This is a genomic window from Nocardia sp. NPDC050175 (assembly GCF_044459885.1).
GTDB lineage: Bacteria > Actinomycetota > Actinomycetes > Mycobacteriales > Mycobacteriaceae > Nocardia.
This window is the reverse complement of record NZ_JBITJI010000005.1, coordinates 542,586-565,418: the sequence shown is the minus strand read 5'-3', so window position 1 is coordinate 565,418 and position 22,833 is coordinate 542,586. Positions and strand designations below refer to the sequence as shown.

At 67.7% G+C, this 22,833-nt stretch carries 24 protein-coding genes; 9 read left to right on the top strand and 15 right to left on the bottom strand.

Features of this window, described 5'->3' with window-relative positions; translation table 11 throughout:
* The first annotated feature begins 15 nt into the window (after positions 1 to 15).
* The 4 genes from ACIBK2_RS20395 to ACIBK2_RS20380 are packed head-to-tail and all read left to right on the top strand — an operon-like array spanning position 16 to position 4,277.
* A complete protein-coding gene (locus ACIBK2_RS20395; RefSeq protein WP_396969075.1) occupies positions 16 to 1,380 on the top strand; it encodes a glutamine synthetase family protein in 1,365 nt (454 codons plus the stop codon).
* The gene (locus ACIBK2_RS20390) at positions 1,361 to 2,125 is read left to right on the top strand and encodes a gamma-glutamyl-gamma-aminobutyrate hydrolase family protein (protein ID WP_396969074.1); all 765 of its coding nucleotides are present in this window, start codon (positions 1,361 to 1,363) and stop codon (positions 2,123 to 2,125) included. Before ACIBK2_RS20395 ends, ACIBK2_RS20390 begins: the two co-directional genes overlap by 20 nt.
* Positions 2,122 to 3,483, top strand: a complete 1,362-nt coding sequence (locus tag ACIBK2_RS20385) for an aldehyde dehydrogenase family protein (protein ID WP_396969073.1) — start codon at positions 2,122 to 2,124, stop codon at positions 3,481 to 3,483. The genes ACIBK2_RS20390 and ACIBK2_RS20385 overlap by 4 nt, the downstream gene beginning before the upstream one ends.
* Complete coding sequence (locus ACIBK2_RS20380; RefSeq protein WP_379288093.1) at positions 3,480 to 4,277, top strand: 3-oxoacyl-ACP reductase; 798 nt, start codon at positions 3,480 to 3,482, stop codon at positions 4,275 to 4,277. The genes ACIBK2_RS20385 and ACIBK2_RS20380 overlap by 4 nt, the downstream gene beginning before the upstream one ends.
* Positions 4,278 to 4,392: 115 nt before the next feature.
* Here the strand turns inward: ACIBK2_RS20380 and ACIBK2_RS20375 are convergent, their stop codons facing one another.
* The 9 genes from ACIBK2_RS20375 to ACIBK2_RS20335 all read right to left on the bottom strand — a co-directional run bounded on the left by ACIBK2_RS20375 (position 4,393) and on the right by ACIBK2_RS20335 (position 12,898).
* Positions 4,393 to 4,827: a hypothetical protein gene (locus ACIBK2_RS20375; protein ID WP_396969072.1), complete on the bottom strand. Its 435-nt coding sequence runs from the start codon at positions 4,825 to 4,827 to the stop codon at positions 4,393 to 4,395.
* Positions 4,828 to 5,141: 314 nt separating this feature from the next.
* Positions 5,142 to 5,621: a hypothetical protein gene (locus tag ACIBK2_RS20370; protein WP_396969071.1), complete on the bottom strand. Its 480-nt coding sequence runs from the start codon at positions 5,619 to 5,621 to the stop codon at positions 5,142 to 5,144.
* Between the two features lie 328 nt (positions 5,622 to 5,949).
* Complete coding sequence (locus tag ACIBK2_RS20365) at positions 5,950 to 6,420, bottom strand: hypothetical protein (protein ID WP_396969070.1); 471 nt, start codon at positions 6,418 to 6,420, stop codon at positions 5,950 to 5,952.
* 392 nt (positions 6,421 to 6,812) lie between these two features.
* On the bottom strand, positions 6,813 to 8,114 hold the full coding sequence (locus ACIBK2_RS20360; protein ID WP_396969234.1) for an MFS transporter: 1,302 nt from the start codon (positions 8,112 to 8,114) through the stop codon (positions 6,813 to 6,815).
* Positions 8,115 to 8,437: 323 nt separating this feature from the next.
* Positions 8,438 to 9,847 carry a nitrilase-related carbon-nitrogen hydrolase gene (locus ACIBK2_RS20355; protein ID WP_396969069.1) on the bottom strand — a complete coding sequence of 470 codons (1,410 nt, stop codon included), beginning with the start codon at positions 9,845 to 9,847 and terminating at the stop codon, positions 8,438 to 8,440.
* Between the two features lie 75 nt (positions 9,848 to 9,922).
* Positions 9,923 to 10,591, bottom strand: a complete 669-nt coding sequence (locus ACIBK2_RS20350) for a response regulator (RefSeq protein ID WP_396969068.1) — start codon at positions 10,589 to 10,591, stop codon at positions 9,923 to 9,925.
* Positions 10,588 to 11,751: a sensor histidine kinase gene (locus ACIBK2_RS20345; protein ID WP_396969067.1), complete on the bottom strand. Its 1,164-nt coding sequence runs from the start codon at positions 11,749 to 11,751 to the stop codon at positions 10,588 to 10,590. The genes ACIBK2_RS20350 and ACIBK2_RS20345 overlap by 4 nt, the downstream gene beginning before the upstream one ends.
* Positions 11,752 to 11,843: 92 nt before the next feature.
* Positions 11,844 to 12,236, bottom strand: a complete 393-nt coding sequence (locus ACIBK2_RS20340) for a hypothetical protein (RefSeq protein WP_379288080.1) — start codon at positions 12,234 to 12,236, stop codon at positions 11,844 to 11,846.
* Positions 12,237 to 12,331: 95 nt separating this feature from the next.
* The gene (locus tag ACIBK2_RS20335; RefSeq protein ID WP_396969066.1) at positions 12,332 to 12,898 is read right to left on the bottom strand and encodes a TetR/AcrR family transcriptional regulator; all 567 of its coding nucleotides are present in this window, start codon (positions 12,896 to 12,898) and stop codon (positions 12,332 to 12,334) included.
* A 100-nt stretch (positions 12,899 to 12,998) separates the two neighbouring features.
* Here ACIBK2_RS20335 and ACIBK2_RS20330 point away from each other — a divergent pair, with 100 nt between their 5' ends.
* Positions 12,999 to 13,436: a hypothetical protein gene (locus tag ACIBK2_RS20330; protein WP_396969065.1), complete on the top strand. Its 438-nt coding sequence runs from the start codon at positions 12,999 to 13,001 to the stop codon at positions 13,434 to 13,436.
* An 85-nt stretch (positions 13,437 to 13,521) separates the two neighbouring features.
* Here the strand turns inward: ACIBK2_RS20330 and ACIBK2_RS20325 are convergent, their stop codons facing one another.
* The 6 genes from ACIBK2_RS20325 to ACIBK2_RS20300 form a co-directional block, all read right to left on the bottom strand.
* On the bottom strand, positions 13,522 to 13,923 hold the full coding sequence (locus ACIBK2_RS20325; RefSeq protein WP_396969064.1) for a PaaI family thioesterase: 402 nt from the start codon (positions 13,921 to 13,923) through the stop codon (positions 13,522 to 13,524).
* A 36-nt stretch (positions 13,924 to 13,959) separates the two neighbouring features.
* Positions 13,960 to 15,183: an MFS transporter gene (locus tag ACIBK2_RS20320; protein WP_396969063.1), complete on the bottom strand. Its 1,224-nt coding sequence runs from the start codon at positions 15,181 to 15,183 to the stop codon at positions 13,960 to 13,962.
* Between the two features lie 75 nt (positions 15,184 to 15,258).
* Positions 15,259 to 16,425, bottom strand: a complete 1,167-nt coding sequence (locus ACIBK2_RS20315; RefSeq protein ID WP_396969062.1) for a transcription termination factor Rho, short form — start codon at positions 16,423 to 16,425, stop codon at positions 15,259 to 15,261.
* A gap of 367 nt (positions 16,426 to 16,792) precedes the next feature.
* A complete protein-coding gene (locus ACIBK2_RS20310; RefSeq protein WP_396969061.1) occupies positions 16,793 to 17,485 on the bottom strand; it encodes a hypothetical protein in 693 nt (230 codons plus the stop codon).
* Between the two features lie 254 nt (positions 17,486 to 17,739).
* Positions 17,740 to 18,489 (bottom strand): SDR family oxidoreductase, encoded by a 750-nt coding sequence (locus ACIBK2_RS20305; protein ID WP_396969060.1) that lies wholly within the window; start codon positions 18,487 to 18,489, stop codon positions 17,740 to 17,742.
* Between the two features lie 27 nt (positions 18,490 to 18,516).
* Complete coding sequence (locus tag ACIBK2_RS20300) at positions 18,517 to 18,888, bottom strand: hypothetical protein (RefSeq protein WP_396969059.1); 372 nt, start codon at positions 18,886 to 18,888, stop codon at positions 18,517 to 18,519.
* Between ACIBK2_RS20300 and ACIBK2_RS20295 the strand changes: the two genes are divergently transcribed.
* The 4 genes from ACIBK2_RS20295 (at position 18,887) to ACIBK2_RS20280 (ending at position 22,829) form a co-directional block, all read left to right on the top strand.
* The gene (locus tag ACIBK2_RS20295) at positions 18,887 to 19,657 is read left to right on the top strand and encodes a sigma-70 family RNA polymerase sigma factor (RefSeq protein ID WP_396969058.1); all 771 of its coding nucleotides are present in this window, start codon (positions 18,887 to 18,889) and stop codon (positions 19,655 to 19,657) included. The two genes, ACIBK2_RS20300 and ACIBK2_RS20295, sit on opposite strands and share 2 nt — an antisense overlap.
* A 143-nt stretch (positions 19,658 to 19,800) precedes the next feature.
* Positions 19,801 to 21,315: an N-acetylmuramoyl-L-alanine amidase gene (locus ACIBK2_RS20290; RefSeq protein WP_396969057.1), complete on the top strand. Its 1,515-nt coding sequence runs from the start codon at positions 19,801 to 19,803 to the stop codon at positions 21,313 to 21,315.
* A 75-nt stretch (positions 21,316 to 21,390) separates the two neighbouring features.
* Complete coding sequence (locus ACIBK2_RS20285) at positions 21,391 to 22,434, top strand: CobW family GTP-binding protein (RefSeq protein WP_396969056.1); 1,044 nt, start codon at positions 21,391 to 21,393, stop codon at positions 22,432 to 22,434.
* Positions 22,435 to 22,637: 203 nt separating this feature from the next.
* Entirely contained in the window at positions 22,638 to 22,829 is a 192-nt protein-coding gene (locus tag ACIBK2_RS20280) for a hypothetical protein (RefSeq protein WP_396969055.1), read from the top strand.
* Positions 22,830 to 22,833: the final 4 nt, after the last annotated feature.

The following is a 22,833-nucleotide window of genomic DNA, read 5'->3' as shown; positions in this document are numbered from 1 at the left end:
CGAGAGGGGCTGTGGATGCGTAGCGGGATGTTGAGTCTGGCGCGGTTGCGGGAACTGGTCGCGGTCGGGGAGATCGATACGGTGTTGGTCGCGATGACCGACATGCAGGGTCGGTTGCAGGGAAAGCGTTGCGCGGCACAGTATTTCCTGGACGAGGTGGTGCGGCACGCGACCGAGGCGTGCAACTATCTGCTCGCCGTCGACGTGGACATGGCGACGGTCGACGGGTATGCGATCTCGTCGTGGGACACCGGTTACGGGGACTTCGTGCTCCGGCCGGACCTGACCACGCTGCGGCAGGTGCCGTGGTGGCCGGGCACCGCGCTGGTGCTGTGCGATGTCGAGAAGGTATCGCCGGAGGGCGAGCCCGTCGGGGTGTCGCCGCGGCAGGTGCTGCGCGCACAACTGGACCGGCTGGCCGAGCGCGGGCTGCGCGCGTTCGTCGGGACCGAACTCGAATTCCTGGTGTTCGACGACAGTTACGAGGCGGCGTGGACCGCGGGCTATCGCGATCTGCGCCCGGCCAATCAGTACAACGTCGACTACTCGCTGCTCGGCACCGGGCGCATCGAACCGCTGCTGCGCCGCATCCGCACCGAAATGGACGGCGCGGGAATGTATGTCGAGTCGGCCAAGGGGGAGTGCAACCCCGGTCAGCACGAGATCACCTTCCGCTTCGACGAGGCGCTGACCACCTGCGACAACCACAGCATCTACAAGACCGGCGCGAAGGAAATCGCCGCCCAGGAGGGGCGCAGTCTGTCCTTCATGGCGAAATACAATGAGCGCGAGGGCAACTCGTGCCACATTCATATCAGCCTGCGCGGTGAATCCGGCGAGGCCGTGCTGGCCGGCGACGAGGCCAACGGATTCTCGCCGCTGATGCGGCATTTCGTCGCGGGCCAGCTGGACTGCCTGCGCGAGTTCACCTATCTGCTCGCGCCGAACATCAACTCCTACAAGCGATTCGTACCGGGCAGCTTCGCGCCGACCGCCGTCGCCTGGGGCCGGGACAACCGGACCTGCGCGCTGCGCGTGGTCGGGCACGGGCAGTCGCTGCGGCTGGAGAACCGGGTGCCCGGCGGCGACGTGAACCCCTATCTCGCCGTGGCCGCCGCCATCGCGGCCGGGCTGCACGGCATCGAGCATCGGCTGCCGCTGGAGCCGGAGTTCAACGGCAATGCCTATCGATCGGAGCGGCCGCGGGTGCCGCGCACGCTGCGCGAGGCCGCGCAGCTCTTCGGGGACAGCAAGGTGGCGCGGACCGCGTTCGGTGATGATGTAGTGGAGCACTACCGCAACGCGGCGAAGGTCGAACTGGACGCCTTCGACGCGGCCGTCACCGACTGGGAGCGAATTCGTGGATTCGAACGACTCTGAGGCTGTCCCCGCTGGAGTTGTGCACACCGGGCCGCGTCCCGTGATCGGCCTGCCGACCTACCTGGAGCCTGCCCGTTTCGGCTCGTGGCATGTCGACAGTGCCGTGCTGCCCGCCAGCTATGTCCAGATGGTGGTCGAGGCGGGCGGCATTCCGGTGCTGCTGCCGCCGGTCGGGGTGGCCCGGCCGGAGCTGGTGGCGCGGCTGGACGGGTTGGTGCTGACCGGCGGCGCGGACGTGTCGCCGTCGCGCTACGGCGCGCAGGAGCACGAGCAGACCTACACCCGGCCCGATCGGGACGAGTCCGAGTTCGAGCTGTTCACGCTGGCGCGCGCGGCGGAACTGCCGGTCCTCGCGGTGTGCCGCGGCTTGCAGGTAGTGAACGTCGCCCTGGGCGGGACGCTGCTGCAACATCTGCCGGACGTCGTCGGGCATGCCGAGCATTCGGGCACCGTCGGCGGGTTCACCGCGACCGAGGCGGTGACGGTGGCCGGGAGCAAGGTCGCCGCGATCGCGGGTCCGCAGGTGAAGGCCAACTGTCACCATCATCAGGCGATCGACGTGCTCGCCGCGGAGTTGGTGGCGACCGCGCACGCGGCGGACGGCACCATCGAGGCGGCGGAAACGGCGGACGGCCCGTTTCTCGTCGGCGTGCAATGGCATCCCGAGGTGGATGCGGTCGACCGCCGGTTGATCAGGGCACTGGTCGCGGCGGCCGAAGACTATCGAAGGGAGCGGAATTCGTGACGACAGCGCAGGTGGTCAACCCGGCGACCGAGCAGGTCGTGGCGCGGGTCGAACTGGTCGGCGTGGCCGAGACCGACGCCGCGATCGAGCGGGCCCAGCGGGCGGCGGTCACCTGGCGCGAGGTGGCGCCGGGGGATCGGGCCAGGTTGTTGCGCCGGTTCGGGGACGTCGTCGACGCGCATCTGGAAGAGCTGGCCCAGCTGGAGGTCGCCAACTCCGGGCACACCATCGGCAACGCGCGCTGGGAGGCGGGCAATGCCCGCGACCTGCTGCACTATGCGGCCGGCATCCCGGAACGGTTGCTGGGCAACCAGATTCCGGTCGCGGGCGGGGTGGACATCACCTTCCACGAGCCGCTCGGTGTCGTCGGGATCATCGTGCCGTGGAACTTCCCGATGCCGATCGCGGCGTGGGGATTCGCGCCCGCGCTGGCGGCGGGGAACACCGTGGTGCTCAAGCCCGCCGAACTGACGCCGTTGACCGCGATTCGCCTGGGTGAGCTGGCGCTCGAAGCAGGCTTGCCGGAGCATGTTTTCCAGGTTCTGCCGGGTAAGGGTTCCGTGGTCGGGCACCGGTTCGTCACCCATCCCGCGGTGCGCAAGGTGGTGTTCACCGGTTCGACCGAGGTCGGCACGCAGATCATGGCCGGCTGCGCGCAGCAGGTGAAGCGGGTGACGCTCGAACTCGGCGGCAAGAGCGCGAATATCGTGTTCGCCGATTCGGATCTGGAGCGGGCGGCGGCCACCGCGCCGTACGGCGTGTTCGACAATGCCGGGCAGGATTGCTGTGCTCGGTCGCGGATTCTGGTGCAGCGCAGTGTCTTCGACAAGTTCCTCGAGCTGCTGGAACCTGCGGTTCGCGGGGTGAAGGTCGGCGATCCGGCGCACGAGTCCACCGAGATGGGGCCGCTGATCTCCGCCGCTCACCGCGAGCGAGTCGCCGCGTTCATCGAGCCGTCGACGAAGGTCGCGTTCATCGGTGAGCGGCCGGACGGGCCCGGATTCTGGTATCCGCCAACGGTTGTGCTGCCGGACTCGCCGACCGATCGGGTGTTGACCGAGGAGGTGTTCGGCCCGGTGGTCGCGGTGCTCCCGTTCGAGGACGAGGCCGACGCCATCCGGATCGCCAACGACACCGAGTACGGGCTGTCCGGCTCGATCTGGACCAACGATGTCGGCCGCGCGCTGCGGGTTTCCCGCGCCGTCGAGGCAGGCAACCTGTCGGTGAATTCACACTCCTCCGTGCGGTATTGGACGCCGTTCGGCGGCTTCAAGCAGTCCGGGCTCGGCCGTGAGCTCGGCCCCGACGCCGCGCTCGCGTTCACCGAAACCAAGAACGTCTTCATCGCCACTCAGTGAACCAAACCCCATACCCGACAGGAGATGCCTTGCAGCGCTTACAGGATCGAGTCGCCGTTGTTACCGGCGGCGGGAGCGGCATCGGCCTCGCCACGGTCCGCCGCTTCGCCGCCGAGGGGGCGAAGGTCGTCGTCGCCGACATCGACGCCACCACCGGTGAGGCGGCGGCCGCCGAGGTCGGCGGCTTGTACGTCAAGGTCGATGTGACCGATGAGGCACAGGTCCAAGCACTGTTCCAGACCGCGGTCGATACCTACGGTGGTCTCGACATCGCCTTCAACAACGCGGGAATCTCACCGCCGGAAGACGATTCGATCCTCACCACCGGCCTCGACGCCTGGAAACGGGTTCAGGAGGTCAACCTGACCTCGGTCTACCTGTGCAGCAAGTACGCCATCGGGCACATGCTGGAACGCGGCAAGGGGTCGGTCATCAACACCGCCTCGTTCGTCGCGGTCATGGGCGCCGCCACCTCACAGATCTCCTACACCGCCTCCAAGGGCGGCGTGCTCGCGATGAGCCGCGAGCTCGGAGTTCAGTTCGCCCGCAATGGAATCCGGGTCAACGCACTCTGCCCCGGACCGGTGAACACGCCATTGCTGCAGGAACTGTTCGCCAAGGACCCGGAGCGGGCCGCGCGTCGTCTGGTGCACATCCCGACCGGCCGCTTCGCCGAACCCGAGGAAATCGCCGCCGCCGTAGCGTTTCTCGCCAGTGACGATGCCTCGTTCATCACGGCATCCCAGTTCCTGGTGGACGGCGGCATCTCCGGCGCCTACGTGACGCCGCTGTAATACCGCCCAAAAGTGAACTCCCGCAACCTTTCCTGAGGAAAGATGCGGGAGTTCGCTGTGGCCGGGCCGCAGGATCGCAGGATCCTACGTCGCGGGTCGACCAGACGCTGAAGCTCTAGGGCGCGGCCGGGGGAGCTGCGGGCGGGGCCGCGGGCGGGGCTGCCGGGGGACCCGACGGCTTCAGCAGGTTGTTCAGATCGTTCAAGCTTTGCGTCAGCCTGCCCAGGTTTTCCGTCAGGCCGCCGCCGTTCGGTGTCGCCGGGTTAGCGGGGTTGGCCGGATTGGCTGGGTTAGCCGGGTTAGCGGGCGTGGCCGGATTCGCAGGTGTGGCCGGGGTTGCGGGCGTGGCCGGGGTGGCAGGTGCCGGTGCGGCAGGCGCTGCTTGCCCGCCCGGTGTCGCCGGTGCCGGTGCTGCCGGTGCCGGTGCGGCTGGCGCGGCGGGTGCGGGTGCCGCTGGTGCCGGTGCCGGTTGGTTCGCCGCGGCGACGCCGGTGAGCAGCAGTGACGCGGTCAGCCCTGCGGCGGCCGCGGTTCCTAGCAAGATCTTCATGTGTAGCCCCTTCTCGTCTCGAAGTGGTACATGAGTGCAGTTTCATCAAACGCTCAACCCGCTAGTCGCTCGGCAGAATGCGCAAAAACGTCCGACTTGCTGGGCTTACGCCGTCGACAGTTACCCGCGGCCCGATGGGGCGGTCATGGTCCTCTATCGGATCGGTCGGGAGTACGGCCGAGCGTCGTCGCCGAGCAGCACATTCGGCGACGACGCCGACCAGCTTCGATTCCGCGGCTAAGGCCAATCCGGATCGCTCGAGCGCAAGCGGCTCTGCTGCGCTCCGGCTGGACTGGCTGCGTCGCTCAGGGTGTTCAGCCGCCCAAGCGAGGCAGGTCGCCGAAGCTCGGCATGCTCGGTGCGCCGCCCTGCGGTGCGGGTGCGCCGCCCTGCGGTGCGCCGCCTCCGCCCTGTCCTGGCATGCCCGGGAGATTCAGCGGGGGCACGCCTGGGATCTTGGGAAGGTTGAGGCCGCCTTGTGCGCCGCCGCCCTGTGGGTTGACCTGGGCGCCGCCTTGTCCGGCACCGCCGGGGGTCTGGACGCCGCCTTGTGCGCCGCCGCCCTGTGGGTTGACCTGGCCGCCGCCTTGTCCGGCGCCGCCGGGGGTCTGGACGCCGCCTTGTGCGCCGCCGCCCTGCGGGTTGACCTGGCCGCCGCCACCCGCACCGCCCGATGGGGGTTGGCTGACCGAAGTGAATCCGCCGGCCTGCGGGGTTTCGGCCCCCGCGATACCGGCGAATATGAGTGACGCGGTCAGCCCAGCGGCGGCCGCGGTTCCTAGCATGATTTTCATGTGTAGCCCCTTCTCGTATCGAAGTGGTACATCCGTACATGCTGATCAAACGTTCAACACGATAGTGGCTCACATCACAATGAGCAAAACTGGTCGGTATGAAATGGGTGTGACGTGGGGGAATTGGTCCGTGTCGGCGAGGCGTTTCAGCGCCATTTCCGGCGGACAGTCGCGGAAGCGGGCGGTAAGAAGGCCCGACTGTTGGATTTGGTGAACTCGACGCAGCTGAGGCGGAGTTGAAACCGGTGCGCGTCGTCGCCGGGCGGAACCACGGCGACGACGCCGAACAGCTCGTCTGTTCAGTTGCAGGACTGCACCAGGGTGAGTCTCAGCGAGTGGTGGTGAAGCCGTTACCCGGGGCGGTCGTGCCCGCGCCGGGTGTGCCTGCGCCTGTTCCGGGGGCGGTGCTGTTACCTGTGCCTGCGCCGGTGCTCGGGGCTTCCGCGCCGCCGGTGCTCGGCGAGCCCGCGCCGCCGGTGCTTGGACTCCCGGTGCCGTCGGAGCTCGGGGTATCCGCACCTGTGCTGGGCGTATCAGCGCCCGTGCCCGGGGTGGCTTCGCACTTCTTTGTCTTCGGGTCGGCCTTCTTGGCGCCTTCGTCGCCGGTCTTGCCGGTCGCGCTGCCGGTGTTCGGCAGGATGCCTGCGGCCGGCTCAGGTGCGTTCTGCGCGGGAGCCGGGTTGGGGCTGGATGGGTCACTGCCTGGTGCGGGGTCACTCGGAGCCGCACCGCCCGGGGCCGGTTCGCTCTTCTTCTTGCCTTCCTCTTTGCACTTCTCGGGGTCTTGCTTGCTGACCACCGTGAATCCACCGACCGATTGATCGGGCTGGAATGTATTCGCTCCGGCGGCACCGGTTAGCAATAGTGTCGCGGTCAGCCCTGCGGCGGCCGCGGCTCCGATCTTGCAAATCATATGTGTAGCCCCTTCTCGTTTCGAAGTGGTACATGCTGTACAAACGTTCCACACGTTAGTGCCGCTACTTCGAAATGAGCAGGACGCCGGTAGGCCAGGCAAGTCACTTGCGATCACGACCCCGGCAACCCACCGGGCCGGAATTCGAATTAATCGAGTCCGGCCATTTACCGGGCGAGGTCTGTTCCCGAATCGAACGAAATTAAACCCGTGAATCGCGAATAATTGGCAGGGCACGGACGTGGCAAAGACGCTCTGCCATGTCCATGCAATGCCGGTTATGGGGCTACGGCGGCCTTGTGGGGCAGCAATGAGTCCAGCGAGAGGTCGTCGCCCGCGTCGGGGACCTCCGTGCCGCGCAGCGACGTGCCCGCCGTCTCGCGCAGGAAGCACCAGGCGACCAGGCCGACGAGGCTCGCGCCGACCATGTAGGCGGCGGGGAACAGCGACCAGCCGGTCCATTCGATCGCGGCCTCGTTGACCAGCGGAGCGGTGCCGCCGAAGGCCGCGGTGGACACGTTGTAGGCCAGTGCGAAGCCCGCATAGCGGACCTGCGTCGGGAAGATCGCGGGGAAGGTCGAACTGATCGTCGACAACTGCGGGACGTACAGCAGGCCGAGCACGATGAAGCCGGTGATGGCCCACCCGGTGCCCTGGCCCATCAGCCAATACATCGGGATGGCGAGCAGGCCGAGGCCGACCAGCGAGAACAGCCACATCGGGCGGCGGCCCACCCGGTCGGACAGCTGGCCGAAGAACGGCAGCACCAGCATCATCACCGTCTGGCCGATCAGCATCATGGTGGTGGCGGTCGACTCGTCCATGCCGATGGTCTTCTGCAGGTAGGTGGGCTGATAGGTGAGCAGCGTGTAGTTCACGACATTGAGGGCGACGACCAGCCCGGCCATGGTGAGCAGCTCGCGCCGATAGGTGGTCACCAGCTCGCGCAGGCCACGCAGGCCGCCGGGCGGATGCTGCTTGTCCTCCTCGGCGACCTCGCTGAACACCGGGCTCTCGTCGAGTTTCGAACGCAGGTACCAGCCGACCAGACCAAGCGGAACGGCGAGCAGGAACGGGATGCGCCAACCCCAGCTGTGCATCGCGTCGGAGCCGAACGCGAGCTGGCAGACGAGCACCGTCGCGGAGCCGCCGACAAAGCCTGCGAGCGTGCCGAATTCGAGGAAGCTGCCGAGGAAACCGCGTCGCTTGTCGCTCGCGCATTCGGCCAGATAGGTTGCGGCGCCGCCGTATTCACCGCCGGTCGAGAAGCCCTGCACGACGCGCAGCGAGATCAGTAGGATCGGCGCGAGCACGCCGACCTGAGCGTGCGTTGGCAGGATGCCGATGGCGCCGGTGGCCGCGGCCATCAGCAGAATCGTGGTGGCCAGCACGGCTTTTCGGCCGATCCGGTCGCCGAGCGGGCCCCACACCATGCCGCCGAGCGGGCGCAGCAGGAACGAGACCGCGAAGCCGAGCATGGTGCCGAGCGTGCCGAGATTCCCAGGGAAGAAGGCATCGGTCAGGTAGGTGGCCGTCGCGGCGTACACCCCGTAGTCGAACCATTCGGTGGCATTGCCCATCGCGGAAGCGGCGACCGATCGCCGTAGCGGAAAACTCTCCGGGTCCCCATCAGTCACGTGCGTGTCCTCTCCAGCCCGTCGAGCGGACCTCGTTTCGTCCTACCTCCGGGTCCTGACACCAGAGACTGGGCACGAATTAGACCGGTACCCACGTTTCAATCGGCGCAAACGGTGACCCCCCGGTGCGTACGCACCGGACGAACGTCACGACCTGCGGTGAAGTGCACGTATGTCAGAAGGGTAACGAATTGATAACGGACCCGCAACCGGGCAGCGCTGATCCCGCCGAGGTTTGCCCGGTCGGCGGGGCCGAACTTCGATGGTCAGACTGTGCGTCGTCGACACATCGTCGCGCCGAGCGCGACACCGAACAGCGCGACGCAGGTCCAGCCGAACCAGTCGCCGAATCGCGCGTACACGGTGTTGTCCGAGGTCAGCGGGATTTCCGCGAGAACCGCCCTGGTCACCGTGACATCCGTTGTCGCGGAAGCGAGTATCCGCCCGCGGGAATCGCTGGCCACGAGTTCACCGAGTTGCGGTGCCCGCGCGACACCCATCCCGGATTCGACGCCACGCAGCACCGCCATCCGGCTGTGCAGCCAGTAGTCGTCGGTGAAGTCGAGCGCGGGAACGAGCAGTAACGTCGCGCCGCGGCGTTGATCGGCCAGGACGAGGTTCGGATGGTCCAGGTCGTAGCAGATCGCCAAAGCCCAGGGCTTGCCGGGAACGCTCTGCCACTCGGTGCCCGGCTGGTGCTCGTCCTCCAGTCCGGGAATCAGGTAGTGCTTGGCGTAGCGCACGCCGGAGGGGTAGTCGATCGCGGCGTTGTAGCTGATGCCACCCGTGGTGAGGATCAGTCCGGCGACCACGTCGATGTTGCGGCGAGTAGCGACCTCCGTCAGTGGTCCCGACAGCGCCGCGATGGTGGAATCATCGGCGCGCCAAGCCTTTTCCGGCAGAACCACTACCTGTGCGCCCTGGTCGGCCAGTCGTTCGATCTCGACGACGACCCGCGCCACCATGTCGCGGCCGTCGGCCGAATCGACCGGAACATAGTCCGGCGGCTGCGCCACCGCCACCAATCCGACCCGCACCGCGGCCCCCTCCTGCGGCGCGGCCAACCGCCAGAAGCCGAAGGCGCCGAGCGCGATCAGCGCCGTCGCCGTCGCGCCGACCACCCGAAGGCGTTGCGTCCGAGTAACTTCCGGCGCGACCAGCACCGCGATCGCCGACGGCACCAGCAGAATCAGAAAGGTGATACCCCACGCGCCGGTGAGCGAGGTCGTCTGGATCACCGGCAGCACGTCGGCCTGGGTGTAGGCGATGCTCCACCACGCGCCGAACGGACCCGCCACCGCGAGCAGGAATTCCACGCTCACCCAACCGGCGGGCAGTGCGAGCACCGCGAGACCGGGGCGCCCGCGCCCCAACAGCGCCCGCGTCACGGCGACGATCCCGCCGAACAGCAGGGCGGTTCCGCCCAGCAGCAGCACCGTCACCGGGACCGGCTGTTCGAGGGTTTCGGTGAAGTAGGACCACATGGGGAGCTCGCCACCCAGCCAGGACAGGACTCCGGCGAGAAAAGCCGTCGCCGCGGACACTCGCGGAATCAGCAGCAATACCGGTAGCGGGGCCAGGAAGGCCAACCCGGGCAGCGGCCGCAGACCGGTACCGAAATGCCACAGCAGCGCGGAGATCAGAATCGCCGACACGGCGAGCGGAAAGCGTTTCACCCCTTCGATATTCGGTGCGCGACCGGTCGAGCACATCGCCGAGACGACCGAATTCGATCTCCCTCGTGCGGTGGGTCAACTCGGTTGCGCGGCCCCCGGCTGCACCAGACCCGCCTCATACGCGAACACCACCGCCTGCACCCGATCGCGCAGGCCGAGCTTTGCCAGCACCGAGCTGACATGGGTCTTCACCGTGTGCTCGCTGACCATCATCGCGGCGGCGACCTCGGCGTTCGAGAGCCCACGCGCCAACTGGCGCAACGTGTCTCGCTCCCGCTCGGTCAGCTCGTCGAGGCGCCGCGCGAGCTCGGGTCGCGGGTGCCCGCGCTCGGTGAGCTCGGCGATCAGGCGCCGGGTCACTGTCGGCGCGAGCAGGGCCTCGCCCTTGGCGACGACGCGGACCGCCTCGACCAGTTCCTCGCGGCGAACATCTTTGAGCAGGAACCCGCTGGCCCCCGCGCGCAGGGCATCGAAGACATACTCGTCGAGGTCGAACATGGTGAGCACCAACACTTTCGCTGAGGTCTCGGCACAGATGCGGTGGGTAGCGGCCACGCCGTCGAGCCGCGGCATGCGGACGTCCATGACCACCACATCGGGTGCCAGGGTGCCGGCTTTCTCGATCGCCTCCAGTCCGTCGGCGGCCTCGCCGACCACGGTGATATCCGGTTGGGCGTCGAGGATCAGGCTGAAGGCGGCGCGGAACAGGTCCTGGTCGTCGACCACCAGTACGCGCACGGTCAACTCCTTTGTCCGAGCGGCAGTTCGGCGGCGACGTCGAAACCGTGGTCCGAGGGGCCGTGTCGCAGCGTTCCCCCGTTGCCGGTGACCCGTTCGCGCATCCCGAGCAGTCCGTAGCCACCGGGTTTCGGGTGCACCGGTTCCGAGCCGTCATCGGAAACCCGCACCGTCAGTAGCTGATCCGACCAGCGCAGCGAGACCCGCACGCCGGTGGCCCGCGCATGCTTCATGGTGTTCGTCAACGCCTCCTGCACCACGCGATACGCGGTGACGCCGACATCGTCGGACACCGCGCGTCGTGGTCCGTTCTCGTCCAGCGACGCGGCGAGCCCGCCGCGCCGCGACAGCTCGACCAGGTCCGCGATCGCCTCGATCCCCGGTTGGTGGCGCGGGTCGGCGGATTCGCCGCGCAACGTATCGAGGCTGCGCCGAAGTTGGTGCACCGCAACACGACCCGTCTCCGCGATGCTCGCGAAGGTAGCGTCCGCCCGCGCCGGGTCGGTGCCGGTGAACAGCGGGCCGGTCTCGGCCTGCACGATCATCGCGCCCACCGAGTGCGTGACGATGTCGTGCATGTCCCTGGCGATCCGCAGGCGTTCCCGGTCCAAGGCGGCCTGGCGTTCCTCGTCGAGTCGGCGGGCGCGTTCCTCGAGCATCTCGATCTGCGCCCGTCTGGCCCGGACGCCGGTGCCGAGCGCCCACGCGGTGAGGAAGGACATGGCCGCGTAGGCGTAGGAATCCGGGCTCTCGTTGGGGATGATCAGGGAGACCAGGATGCCGACGATGCCCGCTACGAAGGCGGTGCGTCGCCGCACGGGTGGGCTGTACGCGGCGATCGTGTACGCACAGACGATGGTGCCGTAAGGCAGATCGGACAGGGCGTGCAGGCAAGCGAGCACGGTGATCGCCGGACCGACGATGAGGAAGATGGTGACCGGCGCGCGCCGCCGCCACAGCACCGGCACGGACGCGACCGCCGACAGCACGATCACCCACCACGGCCGACCGGCCAGCACGGCGGGCCCGACGGTGGCAATGGTGATCACCACGGTCAACACGAGATCGACCGCACCGGCCGGGAATCGCTCGAACCGTTCCGTCACCCGCCGGGTCGCGTCGTCCACCGCACTCGCGGTCCGGGTAACCGCATCGATAGACCTCACAAACATCAGTCTGGACTGTCTGCGGGCTTTCTGGCCTCACTCTCCGGGGTGATCCCTACTCACCCCTGCGGATGAGGTGGTGGTCGCCGTAATCAGCTACTCGCGGGCCAGGTTTCCTCGATGATCAGCCGGTCGGTGCGCACCGCCGCCGCGTGGTGCTCGGCGACCAGGTCGGGCGGGTAGGTCGGCCAGAGGGTGATGGCGCCGCTGGCCTTGTCGATGGTGCTCACCGTGCCGCCGATGGGCAGCGGGCTTGGCGGAGTGCGGGTTTCGGTCGGCGGTGGCGGGGTGAAGATGGCGACCACCACGAAGCAGCTGTCGAATTCGGTGATCCTATTGGTGATCCCGCGTCCGGCGTCGTCGTCGAAGGCCAGGTAGCGCTCGGTGAGGCGTTCCGCTTCGGCGAGCGTCACCGGAGTGGTGCACTCGGTCGGGTAAGCATGGATGTCCATGGTGTCGACGGCGGCCACCGGTGGTGGCGCCAACTCCTTTCCGCAATCCTGGTGCCCCACTGTGCCGTACGCGCGCGGCGGTTGCTCGCGTTGTCCGGGATTTGCTGCCGGACGGTGGAGTTTGCCGGTCAGTCGAAGCGCACGGTGGCGAGCATACGGCGGGCAAGGACTTCGGGGTCGGTGTCGGCGGCCAGGCTCGAATTATCCAGCGCTCCTTCGCGCCACAGCGCCGCGAAACCGTGCACCAGCGACCAGGCGGCCAACTGGGTGGCCTGCTGCTGGTCGGCGTCGGCCGGGTGGATGACGGACACGCCGGAGCGGAGCGCGCTCGCGGCCCCGAGGCGGGCCGCGTCCAGGCGCGGATCGTCGGCGCGCAGCAGGCTGTGCCGGAACATCACGTCGAAATGCCCGGGGTGCTCGCGCGCGAAACGAATGTAGGCGACGGCGACCTCGCGGAAGTCGGCCCCGGCCTGCGCGAGTTCCGCGGTGAGCAGCTCGAAACCCTCGATGGCCAGCGCGGTCAGTACACCCGCGCGGTCGCCGAAATGGTGTGCGGGCGCCGCGTGCGAGACGCCCGCCCGGCGGGCCAGCTCGCGCAGCGAGACCGCGTCGACGCCGTCGCTCGCGATCTGATCGGCCGCCGCGGCCAGGATGGTCGCCCGCAGATCCCCGTGGTGATAGCCGCTTTTCGCCATGCCTCGATGGTGCCCGAGAATCTAGGCATTGACAAGTTTGCGCGGCGGATCTAATCTTTCCACTGTCAAGATTGATCGTGAGAATACGTAGGAGACCCTGATGGCACCGCTGGTTGTACTCGCCGTCGTCACCGCACTGGCCCGGCTCATCGGCTGGCTGGCCGGACCCGAGTGGCTGGATTCCTGGCCGCACGCCGTCGCACTCGGCCTCACCGCCATGTTCGTGCTGACCGCCAGCGCGCACTTCCTCTCGCCGCGCCGCGAGGCTCTGGTGGCGATGGTGCCGCCGAAACTGCCGAATCCGGCCGCGCTGGTCGCCCTCACCGGCGTCCTGGAACTGGCGGGAGCGGCCGGACTGCTCATCCCGGCCACCTCGAAACTCGCCGCCGGCGCACTGATCGTGATGCTGATCTGCTTGTTCCCGGCCAACATTCGCGCGGCGAAGGCGGAACTCGGCATCAAGACCATGCCGCTCCCGCTGCGCACCCTCGTCCAGGTCATCTTCATCGCGGCCCTGGGTGTCGTCCTGTTCGCCTGAATGCGAGAAGCCCGTCTGGCAACGAGAACCGTTGCCAGACGGGCTTTGTCGTGCGCTGCCGGACTCCGAGGACCGGCTCGACGGCCTACAGCACGGCTTGGGTTTGCGTCACCTTCCCGACGAGCTTGCCTGCGTCGTCGCGGATTTCGGTTTCCACCACGATGAACGAGCGGCCCGCGTGCAGCGGGGTCGACGAGGCGGTGGCGTAGCCGGCGCGGACCGCCCTGACGAAGTTGGTCTTCGATTCGACGGTGGTGGTGCCCGCCTTGCCGTCCGGCAGATTCAGGTAGGCACACACCGCGCCGGTGGCGTCGGCCAGCGACATCAGCACGCCACCGTGCAGCACGCCGCCCAGCGTGCACAGCGATTCGTCCCAGGCGATCCGGCTGCGCACCAGTTCGGGCCCGTGCTCGAGCACCTCGAGGCCGAGTCGCTCGGTGAACGGCATGGTCTGGTGGAACAGCTTGGTGCCCGTCTCATCGATCATGTTCGCGATCCTGCCCGATCCGGTGCCGCTGGTCGATTACCCGCGAGGTAAGTCCTGCCGGTCCGGCCAGGTCCGACGCTGCCCGGCGTGGGTTACCACCGCGACGATCGCCAGCGCCGCGGTGAGCCCGCCGAGCAGCATCACGGTGGCGGGCGAGCCGCGGTCCACCACCAGCCCGCCGGTCAGCGCGCCGAGCGCGAACGTCGCCTGGAACGCGGCGGTGAACAGCACCGAGGCCGCCTCCGGCGCGTTCGGCACGGCCTTGGCGAACCAAGCCTGGGTGGACACCGGGACGGCACCATACCCGATGCCCCAAATGATCAGCAGCACAAGCGCGCCCGCCTCCCATCGGCCGAGGACGGGCAGCGACAGTGTGGCGATCGCCATCATGGCCGCCGCGCAGCCGAGGGTGGCGCGCGGTCGCCGCGTGATCGCGGCACCGCCGAGGAAATTGCCGAGAATGCCTGCGACGCCATAGATCAGGAGCAGCAGCGTGATCATGCCCGGCCCGACATGGGTGACCTGCTCGAGGAACGGTGTCACATAGGTGTAGGCGCCGAACTGTGCGAGCACGACGAGAAACGTTGCCAGCAAGGCGAATCGGATGTTGATGCCGCGAAGCAGCCCGCGCAGCACGGACGCCCGGGTGACCGCCCGAGCGGGCAGCGGCGGCAGAAACGTCAGCAACATGCCGAGCACGGCGGCCGAGAGCACCCCGACCACCACGAATGCCGTTCGCCAACCGGCGATCTCGCCGAGCAGCGTGCCCGCGGGCACGCCGAGCACGGAGCCGAGCGGCACCGAGGAGAAGATCACCGCGTTGGCTCGGCTCGCCGATGCCGCAGGCACCAGGCGTTCGGCCAAACCGGCCGCGATGGACCAGAATCCGCCGATGGTGATGCCGATCAGCACCCTGGACGCCAGCACGACCCAGTACTCGGGCGCGACCGCCATCAGCGCGTTGGCAAGAATAAGCAGAAACATGAACAGGCACAGCATGATTCGCCGATCGATCCGCCCGGTGGCGACGGTCGCCACCGGCGCGGCGACGGCGGCGATCAGTCCGGGCGCGGTCATCATCAGCCCGGCCATGCCGTCGGAGATGGTGAAGTCGGCGCCGATCGAGGTGAGCAGGCCGATCGGCAGGATCTCGGTGGTGACGATCGAGAAGATCGCGATCATCACCGAGACAACGGCGAGCCAGCCGGTCAGTGTGCTGCGGGCGGGCGCCGGGGCGGGAGTGGCGAGAAGTGTGGACACGTCGCCAAGTCCACCAGCGGCGGGGTCGCGGCTCTGGCGGGTTTACGCCACCGCCGTATGACGGCGAAAACCCGCTCAGCCGCGCCCGGCGCGCATCGGGGCGAGGAACTCGGCGTTCGTCTCGGACTTGCGCAGGCCTTCCAGCAGGAGGTCGAGAGCCTGCTGGTTGTCCAGTGTGGCAAGGGTTTTGCGCAGGGTCTGGGTCGCGGCGAGCTCGTCGGGTGCCAGCATGAGTTCGTCCTTGCGGGTGCTGGACTGGTTGATGTCGACGGCGGGGAAGACCCGGCGGTTCGCGGCGGCGCGGTCCAGTTTGAGCTCGGCGTTGCCGGTGCCCTTGTATTCCTCGAAGATCACCGTGTCGGCCAGCGAGCCGGTCTCCACCAGTGCGGTGGCGATGATGGTGAGCGAGCCGCCGTTCTCGATATTGCGGGCCGCGCCGAGGAAGCGCTTGGGCGGGGCCAGAGCGGAGGCCTCCACGCCGCCGGACAGTACCCGGCCGGAGCCCGGGCTGGCCAGGTTGTAGGCGCGGGCAAGGCGAGTCAGTGAATCGAGCAGGACCACGACGTCGCGGCCCATTTCGACGAGTCGTTTGGCGTGTTCGATGGCCAGTTCGGCGACCGCGATGTGCTCGCGGGCGGGCTGGTCGAAGGTGGCCGCCGCGACATCGGCGGGCACGGCCCTGGTGAGGTCGGTGACCTCTTCCGGCCGCTCGCCGACCAGTACCAGCATGAGCTCGCATTCCGGGTGGTTCTTCGCGATGCCGTGCGAGATGGCTTGCAGCACAGAGGTTTTGCCCGCTTTCGGCGGTGCGACGATCAGTGCGCGTTGACCTTTGCCGATCGGCATGACCAGGTCGGTGACCCGGGTGGTCATGGCGTGCTGTTCGGTTTCCAGGCGCAGGCGTTCGTTGGGGTAGATCGGCACCAGGTCGGCGAAGGCGGGCCGGTGCCGGATTTTGTCCGGCTGTTGCCCGTTGACCGTGCCGACGGTGTGCAGCGGTGCGGGCTTGCCGTTGGCGCCTGCGGATTGTGTTGTGCCGGTGAGGAAGTCGCCGCGCCGCAGGCGGTGTTCGCGGATCAGCCGTTGTGGCACGGTGATGTCGTCCGGTCCGGGCAGGTAGCCGTCGAGGCGCAGGGTGCCGCGGTTGTCGTGCAGGTCGAGGATGCCGGTGACGGTGCGGATCGAATGCTGTTCGGCCGCTGGGTCGTCGGTGGTTGTTTCGTTGATTGTGTTGGTGTTCATGGGATTTCCTTCTGGGGAGTGAGTTTTTGGGTACGGCGAACAGCCGTGAATGCGACGGCGTAGGGCACGTCGCGGGGCAGGATCCTGAGTGATATTCCGGAACGGCTCTGTTGACCGGGTCGGAAGGGGATCTCGGAATTCTTGTGGGAGAACTACCTACATCCACAAGTAGAAGACGTGGCCGAGAGTACAGGTTCGATCTTCGGCGCGCAATGGTCTCGTTGGGCTCAACGACGTTCGAGGCAGAAGTATTCCCAAGCGGCGAGCACTGGGTCCTGGCGCTGAGCGGCAGAGGTCAGACAACGACGACAAGGCCCGGCAGGCGACGAAGAGTCACCTGCCGGGCCTCGGCGGTATTCGGTGTTATTTACCCATACACCGAGCTGAAGAACTGGACCGCGCTGGCGATGCCGACCGGAACGCCGAGCAGGATCATGCCCGCCGCCGCGCCGAGCGCGATGCCGACGCCGGCACCCGCGATGCACAGGCCGATCGGACCGGCGAAGAACGTCGGCACGACCAGCGGTGCGCCGATGATCGCACCCGCGACACAGCCGAGCGCGCCGCCGACGATGGTGCCGACCAGCGTGCCGATGGCGGTGGCCAGGCCGAACTGGGTGGCCGCCGTGCTCAGCGCGGTGTTGAAGTCGACGCCCGCGACGTCCTTCGCGTCCACCGGCTTCAGCATCGCGGCGGGGTGCGCGTCCGCCGCGTTGGTGCTCGGCGTGAAAGTGGCGGTGTTGCCGTCGATCCGGGCCGCAATCGGCCATTCCATGCCGTCTTTGAGATAGGTGAGAGGCATGCCAGCAACCAGATGTCCCTGGTTATCCAGAACCTGGAATTGTGTGCCCTGTGTCGTCAACGACCCGGCCTCGGTCTTCAGTACAACCGAGTTGTCCACCACATTCGCGGTGTAGTGGATCCCGGGCAGAATGTCGGTCTGCACGGTCGACCCCGGAACGGGGGCCGGTGCGGCAGGCTCTGCGTAGGCGGTGCCGCTAGTGATCCCAACAGCCGCGATTACCAGTGTGGACGCGGCAGCGAACTTCTTGACCCTCATACTTTTCAAACACTTTCCTCAGCAGGAGCACCTTCGGCCCTTCGTTGGGACTCGAGCTGGCGCGGCCCATCGTTACGAACCTCCGCAAAGGTTCGTCGTAATTTATTACGAAGATGTAACAGCGGACGCAAGGGAAGCGTCAAATAGAACAGGAATGTGTTAAAGAAACATAAATTCGGACATTTGGCTAACTTTTAGCATCCGATTATGTGGCGCGCGACACGTTATTTCGTGTTTTTGCCGAACGCGCGGATTCAGCTGATGCGAGAAACTACCGCGCCCGGCAGCACCGGCAGCACCAGATCGAGCACGCGCCACGGCCATGCCGGAACGCACGCCCGCCGCTGCTCCTTCTCGATCGCGCCGACCATCGCGGCAACACCCCTGTCCAGCGGCGCCACCAAGCGGGTGTCGCCCGCCTTGGCCGCCATGTCGGTGGCGATGAACCCGGGCAGCAGCGTGGTGACCGCGATCGGCGACTTCGCCAATTCGGTGCTCAGCGCCTGCCCGAGCGCGGCCAGGCCCGCCTTGCTCGCCGAGTACGCGGCCTTCTTGCCCGGCAGTCCGCGCACCGCGCTCATCGACGACACCAGCACCAGGTGCCCGGAGTTCTGCGCGCGGAAGATCTCCAGCGCCGCCTCGGCCTGCGCGAGGGCGCTGACGAGATTCGTTGTCGCCGTAGCGATATTGGCGGCGGCCCGGCCGGTGCCGATCACCGCGCCCTTGCCCAGACCCGCATTGACGATCACCCGGTCCAGTCCGCCGAGTTCGTCGCGCAGCTCGCCGAACACCCCGGGTATGGCCGCATGCTCGTCGACGTCTAGCGCGCGGACCGCAACGGTGATGCCGGGATGGGCCGCGATGAGCTCGTCGCGCAGCGCCTCGAGCGCGGTCTGCCGCCGGGCGCACAGCGCGAGATCGCGGCCCTTGCTCGCGAAGTCGCGTGCCATCGCGGCGCCGAGGCCCGCGCTGGCGCCGGTGATCAGAATCTTGGTCCTCGTCATGGGCCTGACCCTAGCGAGGCGCCGGCCTCAGCCGCCGAACGATCCGGTGCGCGGCGGCGGGGGCAGCAGCCGCCACGGCCCGCAGTTGGTGGTCTTGAAGGCCACGTCGGTCGGCTTGATCTCCGCACGGATCGGGCCGAGCCGGGTGAAGTTGTTCCCGATGATGTATTCCATCTTGGTGTTGTCGCCCTCCACCTTCCACAGCCTGCGCCAATCGCAGCCGTAGGCCGGGTCGGGCGTGCCGGGTGCCTCCCAGATGCCGGGGAAGATGTCGACGCCCACCAGGTAGACGCCGTCCGCGGGCATCGTGTTCGCGGGTTCGGCCGCCGCCGTCGCGGCTCCGAGCATGGTCATCGCGGACGTCATGGCGCCGGCGATGAGGAGTGTGCTTGCGCGCATGGCGATGTTCTCCTCGAATCGTGCTGCAACCGCTGCACGGCGGCTGACCTGGGAGATCCCCGGAATCTCCGGGGCCAAGGTCTACCAGACCGCCCGGCTGAATGTGCCGCATTCCACATTTCTTGTGCGGATGCATTATTTAATCGCGCACGATGTTGTCATCGGCCGGGCGTGCCGCGATATCCGAGGTATGACATGCGCTCGGCTCGAGTCCGTCCGGACGGTGCGGCAGCCCACCTCATGCGGCGCGCAGTGCGCGGGACTCTGCACCGACGACGGGCTAGCCGCCGTGCTGGCAACCGACCGGGCGTTATTGCATTGGCGGGCCATGCGTGCGCTGGGCGATAGCGGGCTGGCCGAGCAGGCGGTGCAGGAGTCGCTGCTCAGGGCGTGGCGTTCATGCGCGTACTTCGACAACACCAAGGGCAGCGTGCGGACCTGGCTGCTGGCGATCCTGCGCAACGTCATCATCGACACCGTGCGCGCGCGGGCGTCCCGGCCGGGGGACACCGGCTGGGACGAGATCGGCGAACTCAGCGACATCCGCTACGCGCATCCCGATTTCTCGGACGGGCTGGTGGACGGCCTGCTGGTCGCGGAGCTGCTGGCCCGGCTGCCCGACCCGCAGCGCCAGGCCGTGGTCGAGGTGATCCTGCGCGACCGCGCCTATCAAGAAGTAGCCGACGACATCGGTGTCCCGGTCGGCACCGTGAAGACCCGCGTGCACTATGCCCTGCGGTCGCTGCGCAGCCTGCCCCGCGGCGCCTGATTGCTCCTGAACACGCCGCGCCAGCGGTAACGGTTGGATAACTGGGGTTGCTATGCTGATGCTCGCGTTGCGAGAGTGAACCACTGGGTTTGGTGTTACTAATGGGAAGGGAGGGGTGCCCTGTCCCGGGGCACCGACCGAACATGAAGCAACCAAGCATCATCAGGGCCGGAATCTGTTCCGCCGTCACGGCCGCGGTCACGGTGACGCTGTCCGGGTTGGTTCCGGTAACCGCCGCCGCCGATCCGGCCCAGCCGGACCTGACCACCAAGCTCGCGGGCAAGACCGTGTTCCTCGATCCGGGCCATCAGGGGCCCGGCCACGGCGAGAACGTCGCCAAGCAGGTCAGCGACGGTCGCGGTGGCACGAAGGACTGCCAGACCACCGGCATGGTCACCGTGAACGGGGTGCCCGAGCACACCATCAACTGGAATGTCGCGCAGTTGGTGAAGACCGCGCTGGAACAGTTCGGCGCGCAGGTGAAGTTGAGTCGCCTGGATGATCAGGGCTGGGGCGGTTGCATCGATGACCGCGCCAAGGCCGCCAACGAGTCCGGTGCTGCCGTCGCGGTGAGCATTCACGCCGACAGTGCGCCCGCCGACCAGCGTGGCTTCCACCTGATCGTGCCCGAGCTGCCGATTCCCGACCCGGCGATCAACGCGATCCAGTCCAATGCCGGATTGGCCGCGTCGACCGCGATGCGCGACGCCTACCTCGGGGCCGGGTTCCGTCCGGCGCAGTACGCGAGCGCGGATGGCCTGATGCCGCGCAAGGACATCGCCGGACCCGCGCTGACCGCCGTGCCGGATGTGTTCATCGAGATGGGCAACGGCGCCAATGCCGAGGATGCCGCGGAGTTGGAGAGCAAGGAAGGTCAGCTCAAGCACGCCGTCACCATCACCACCGGGCTGGTGGGTTATCTGCTCGGGTCGCACTCGGTGACGCCGAACGTGACGGGCGAGCGGCCCGCCGCGGCACCGCTGCCGCAGCAGCATCCGGCATCGACCGAACCGCAGGCGGGCGCACCGGCGGCGATAGAACCGCCCGCGCAGTCGGCACCACAGGCGCAGTCGGCGCCGCAGGAGTTGGCCGGGCCGCAGCCGCAGTCGAATTCGCCGCAGTTGCAGCCGTATCCGGCGTCGACCGAGCCCCCGGCGGGCGCGGCGGCACCGCAGGCGCTGGACGCACCGCAGGTGCAGTCGAATCCGCCGCAACCGCAACCGCAGCCGTATCCGGCGTCCACTGAACCTCCGGCAGGTGCTCAGGCACCGCAGGCGCTGAACGCACCGCAGGGCCAGGTCGCACCGCAGTTCCAGACCGCGCCCCAGTTCCAGACCGCGCCTCAGGGGCAGACCGCACCCCAGGGTCAGGCGTCGCCCTTCACGCCACCGGCGCAGACCAGCCCGGGCACGTGGCCGGGCACCCAGCAATCGCCGACTGCCCCCGGTACCCAGCAGAGCCCGACCATGCCGGGCACCCAGCCGACCGTGCCCGGCGAGTCGAGCGACATGCAGTCCGTCCGCGAGATCATGGACATGGTCCTGACCTTGCTGATGCCGCTGGCCAAGTCTCTCGGCGTGGACAACAACCTGGTCACCGCGGAGCTGATCAACCTCGCCTACGCCCTGGCGGCCAAGTTCATCGCTCCCGCCAAATAGCACCCACCGCACGGCCGAACGTCACCCCCGCCGAGGGTGACGTTCGGCTTTTCCGGGCCTATCGCGCCGCCAAGTATGGTGGTCGGCGTGGCTGACCGGATTCCTGTTGTGATCGTCGCGGGGTTTCTCGGTTCCGGGAAAACAACCCTGCTCAACCACCTCTTGCGCAACAGTCGAGGCACTCGAATCGGCGTGGTTGTCAACGACTTCGGCGCGATCAACATCGACTCGATGCTGGTCGCCGGGCAGGTCGACGCCATGGTCTCGCTCGGCAACGGCTGCGTCTGCTGCGCGGTCGACGTCAGCGAATTGGACGAGCTGTTCACCCGGCTCGCCCAGCCGCGCGCCAAGATCGACGTGATCGTGGTGGAGGCCAGCGGCCTCGCCGAACCGCGCAACCTCATCCGGATGGTGGTGGGCAGCGACAACCCGCGCATCCGCTACGGCGGTCTGGTCGAGGTGGTCGACGCCGAGCAGTTCCAGGCAAGCAGCGCGCGTCATCCCGAGCTGACCACGCATCTGCGGCTGGCGGACCTGGTGGTGGTCAACAAGGCCGACCGGGTGCCCGCCACGCAGCTGAGCGCGTTGCGACAGGACATCGCGGAGTTGATCGGCCAGGTACCGGTGTACGCGACCACGCACGGCCGGCTCGAGCCCGGCCTGCTGTTCGACGAGCCGTTGCGCGAAACACCCACGGTCGCCGAGCAATTGAGCTTCGACGCACTGCTCGACAAGCACGACCACGACCACACCGAGCACCGTCATTTGCACGACGACTACCTCAGCGTCTCCTTCACCAGCGAGCAGCCGCTCGACCCGCGCGGCTTGATCGGTTTCCTGGAAGACCCACCGCCCGGCCTGTTCCGCGCCAAGGGCTTCGCCGCCTTCGCCGTCGCGGACGAGCGCCGCAAGTTCGTACTGCACCTGGTCGGCCGCCATCTCGTGTTCGAACCGGCGAACTGGGCGCGCGGCGAACCCCGCACGACCCAGCTGGTGCTGATCGGTGCGGGCATGGACGCCGAGGTGGCTACGAAACGGTTGCAGGACACCGTGCACCTCGACGACGCCCCGCTGGACCCGCAGTCCATGCTCGGCGTGTGGCGCTACACGCCGCACTGAGTCCCCCTGCGCGACGAGTTTGGCGCATTCGGCCACAATCTGGCGCGTTCGGTGCTAGCGGCGGCGTCGGGCGGACACGAGACTGTCCTGGTGCTCGCCGCGTCGGCACGTGCGCAAAGGTGCGAACGTACCGAGCGTGGTGTCGGGTCGGCGCACCGATTCATGATCGAGCAGATTCGTTTTGCGACCGATGGGAGTTTTCCGTGTCAGATTCGCTGGAGAGCGCCACCGCGTACGTGATCGAAGCGCTGGAGGCCAAGGGGACCGCTACGCGCTACGACTTCGACGTTCCCGGCATTGTTGCCGAATCGCATGCCATCGCCAATGGCTGGGATTTCCGCGCGATCGAGGACACCACGTTCTGGGGAACCGTGGCGCGTTTCCTCAGACAGTGAGGTG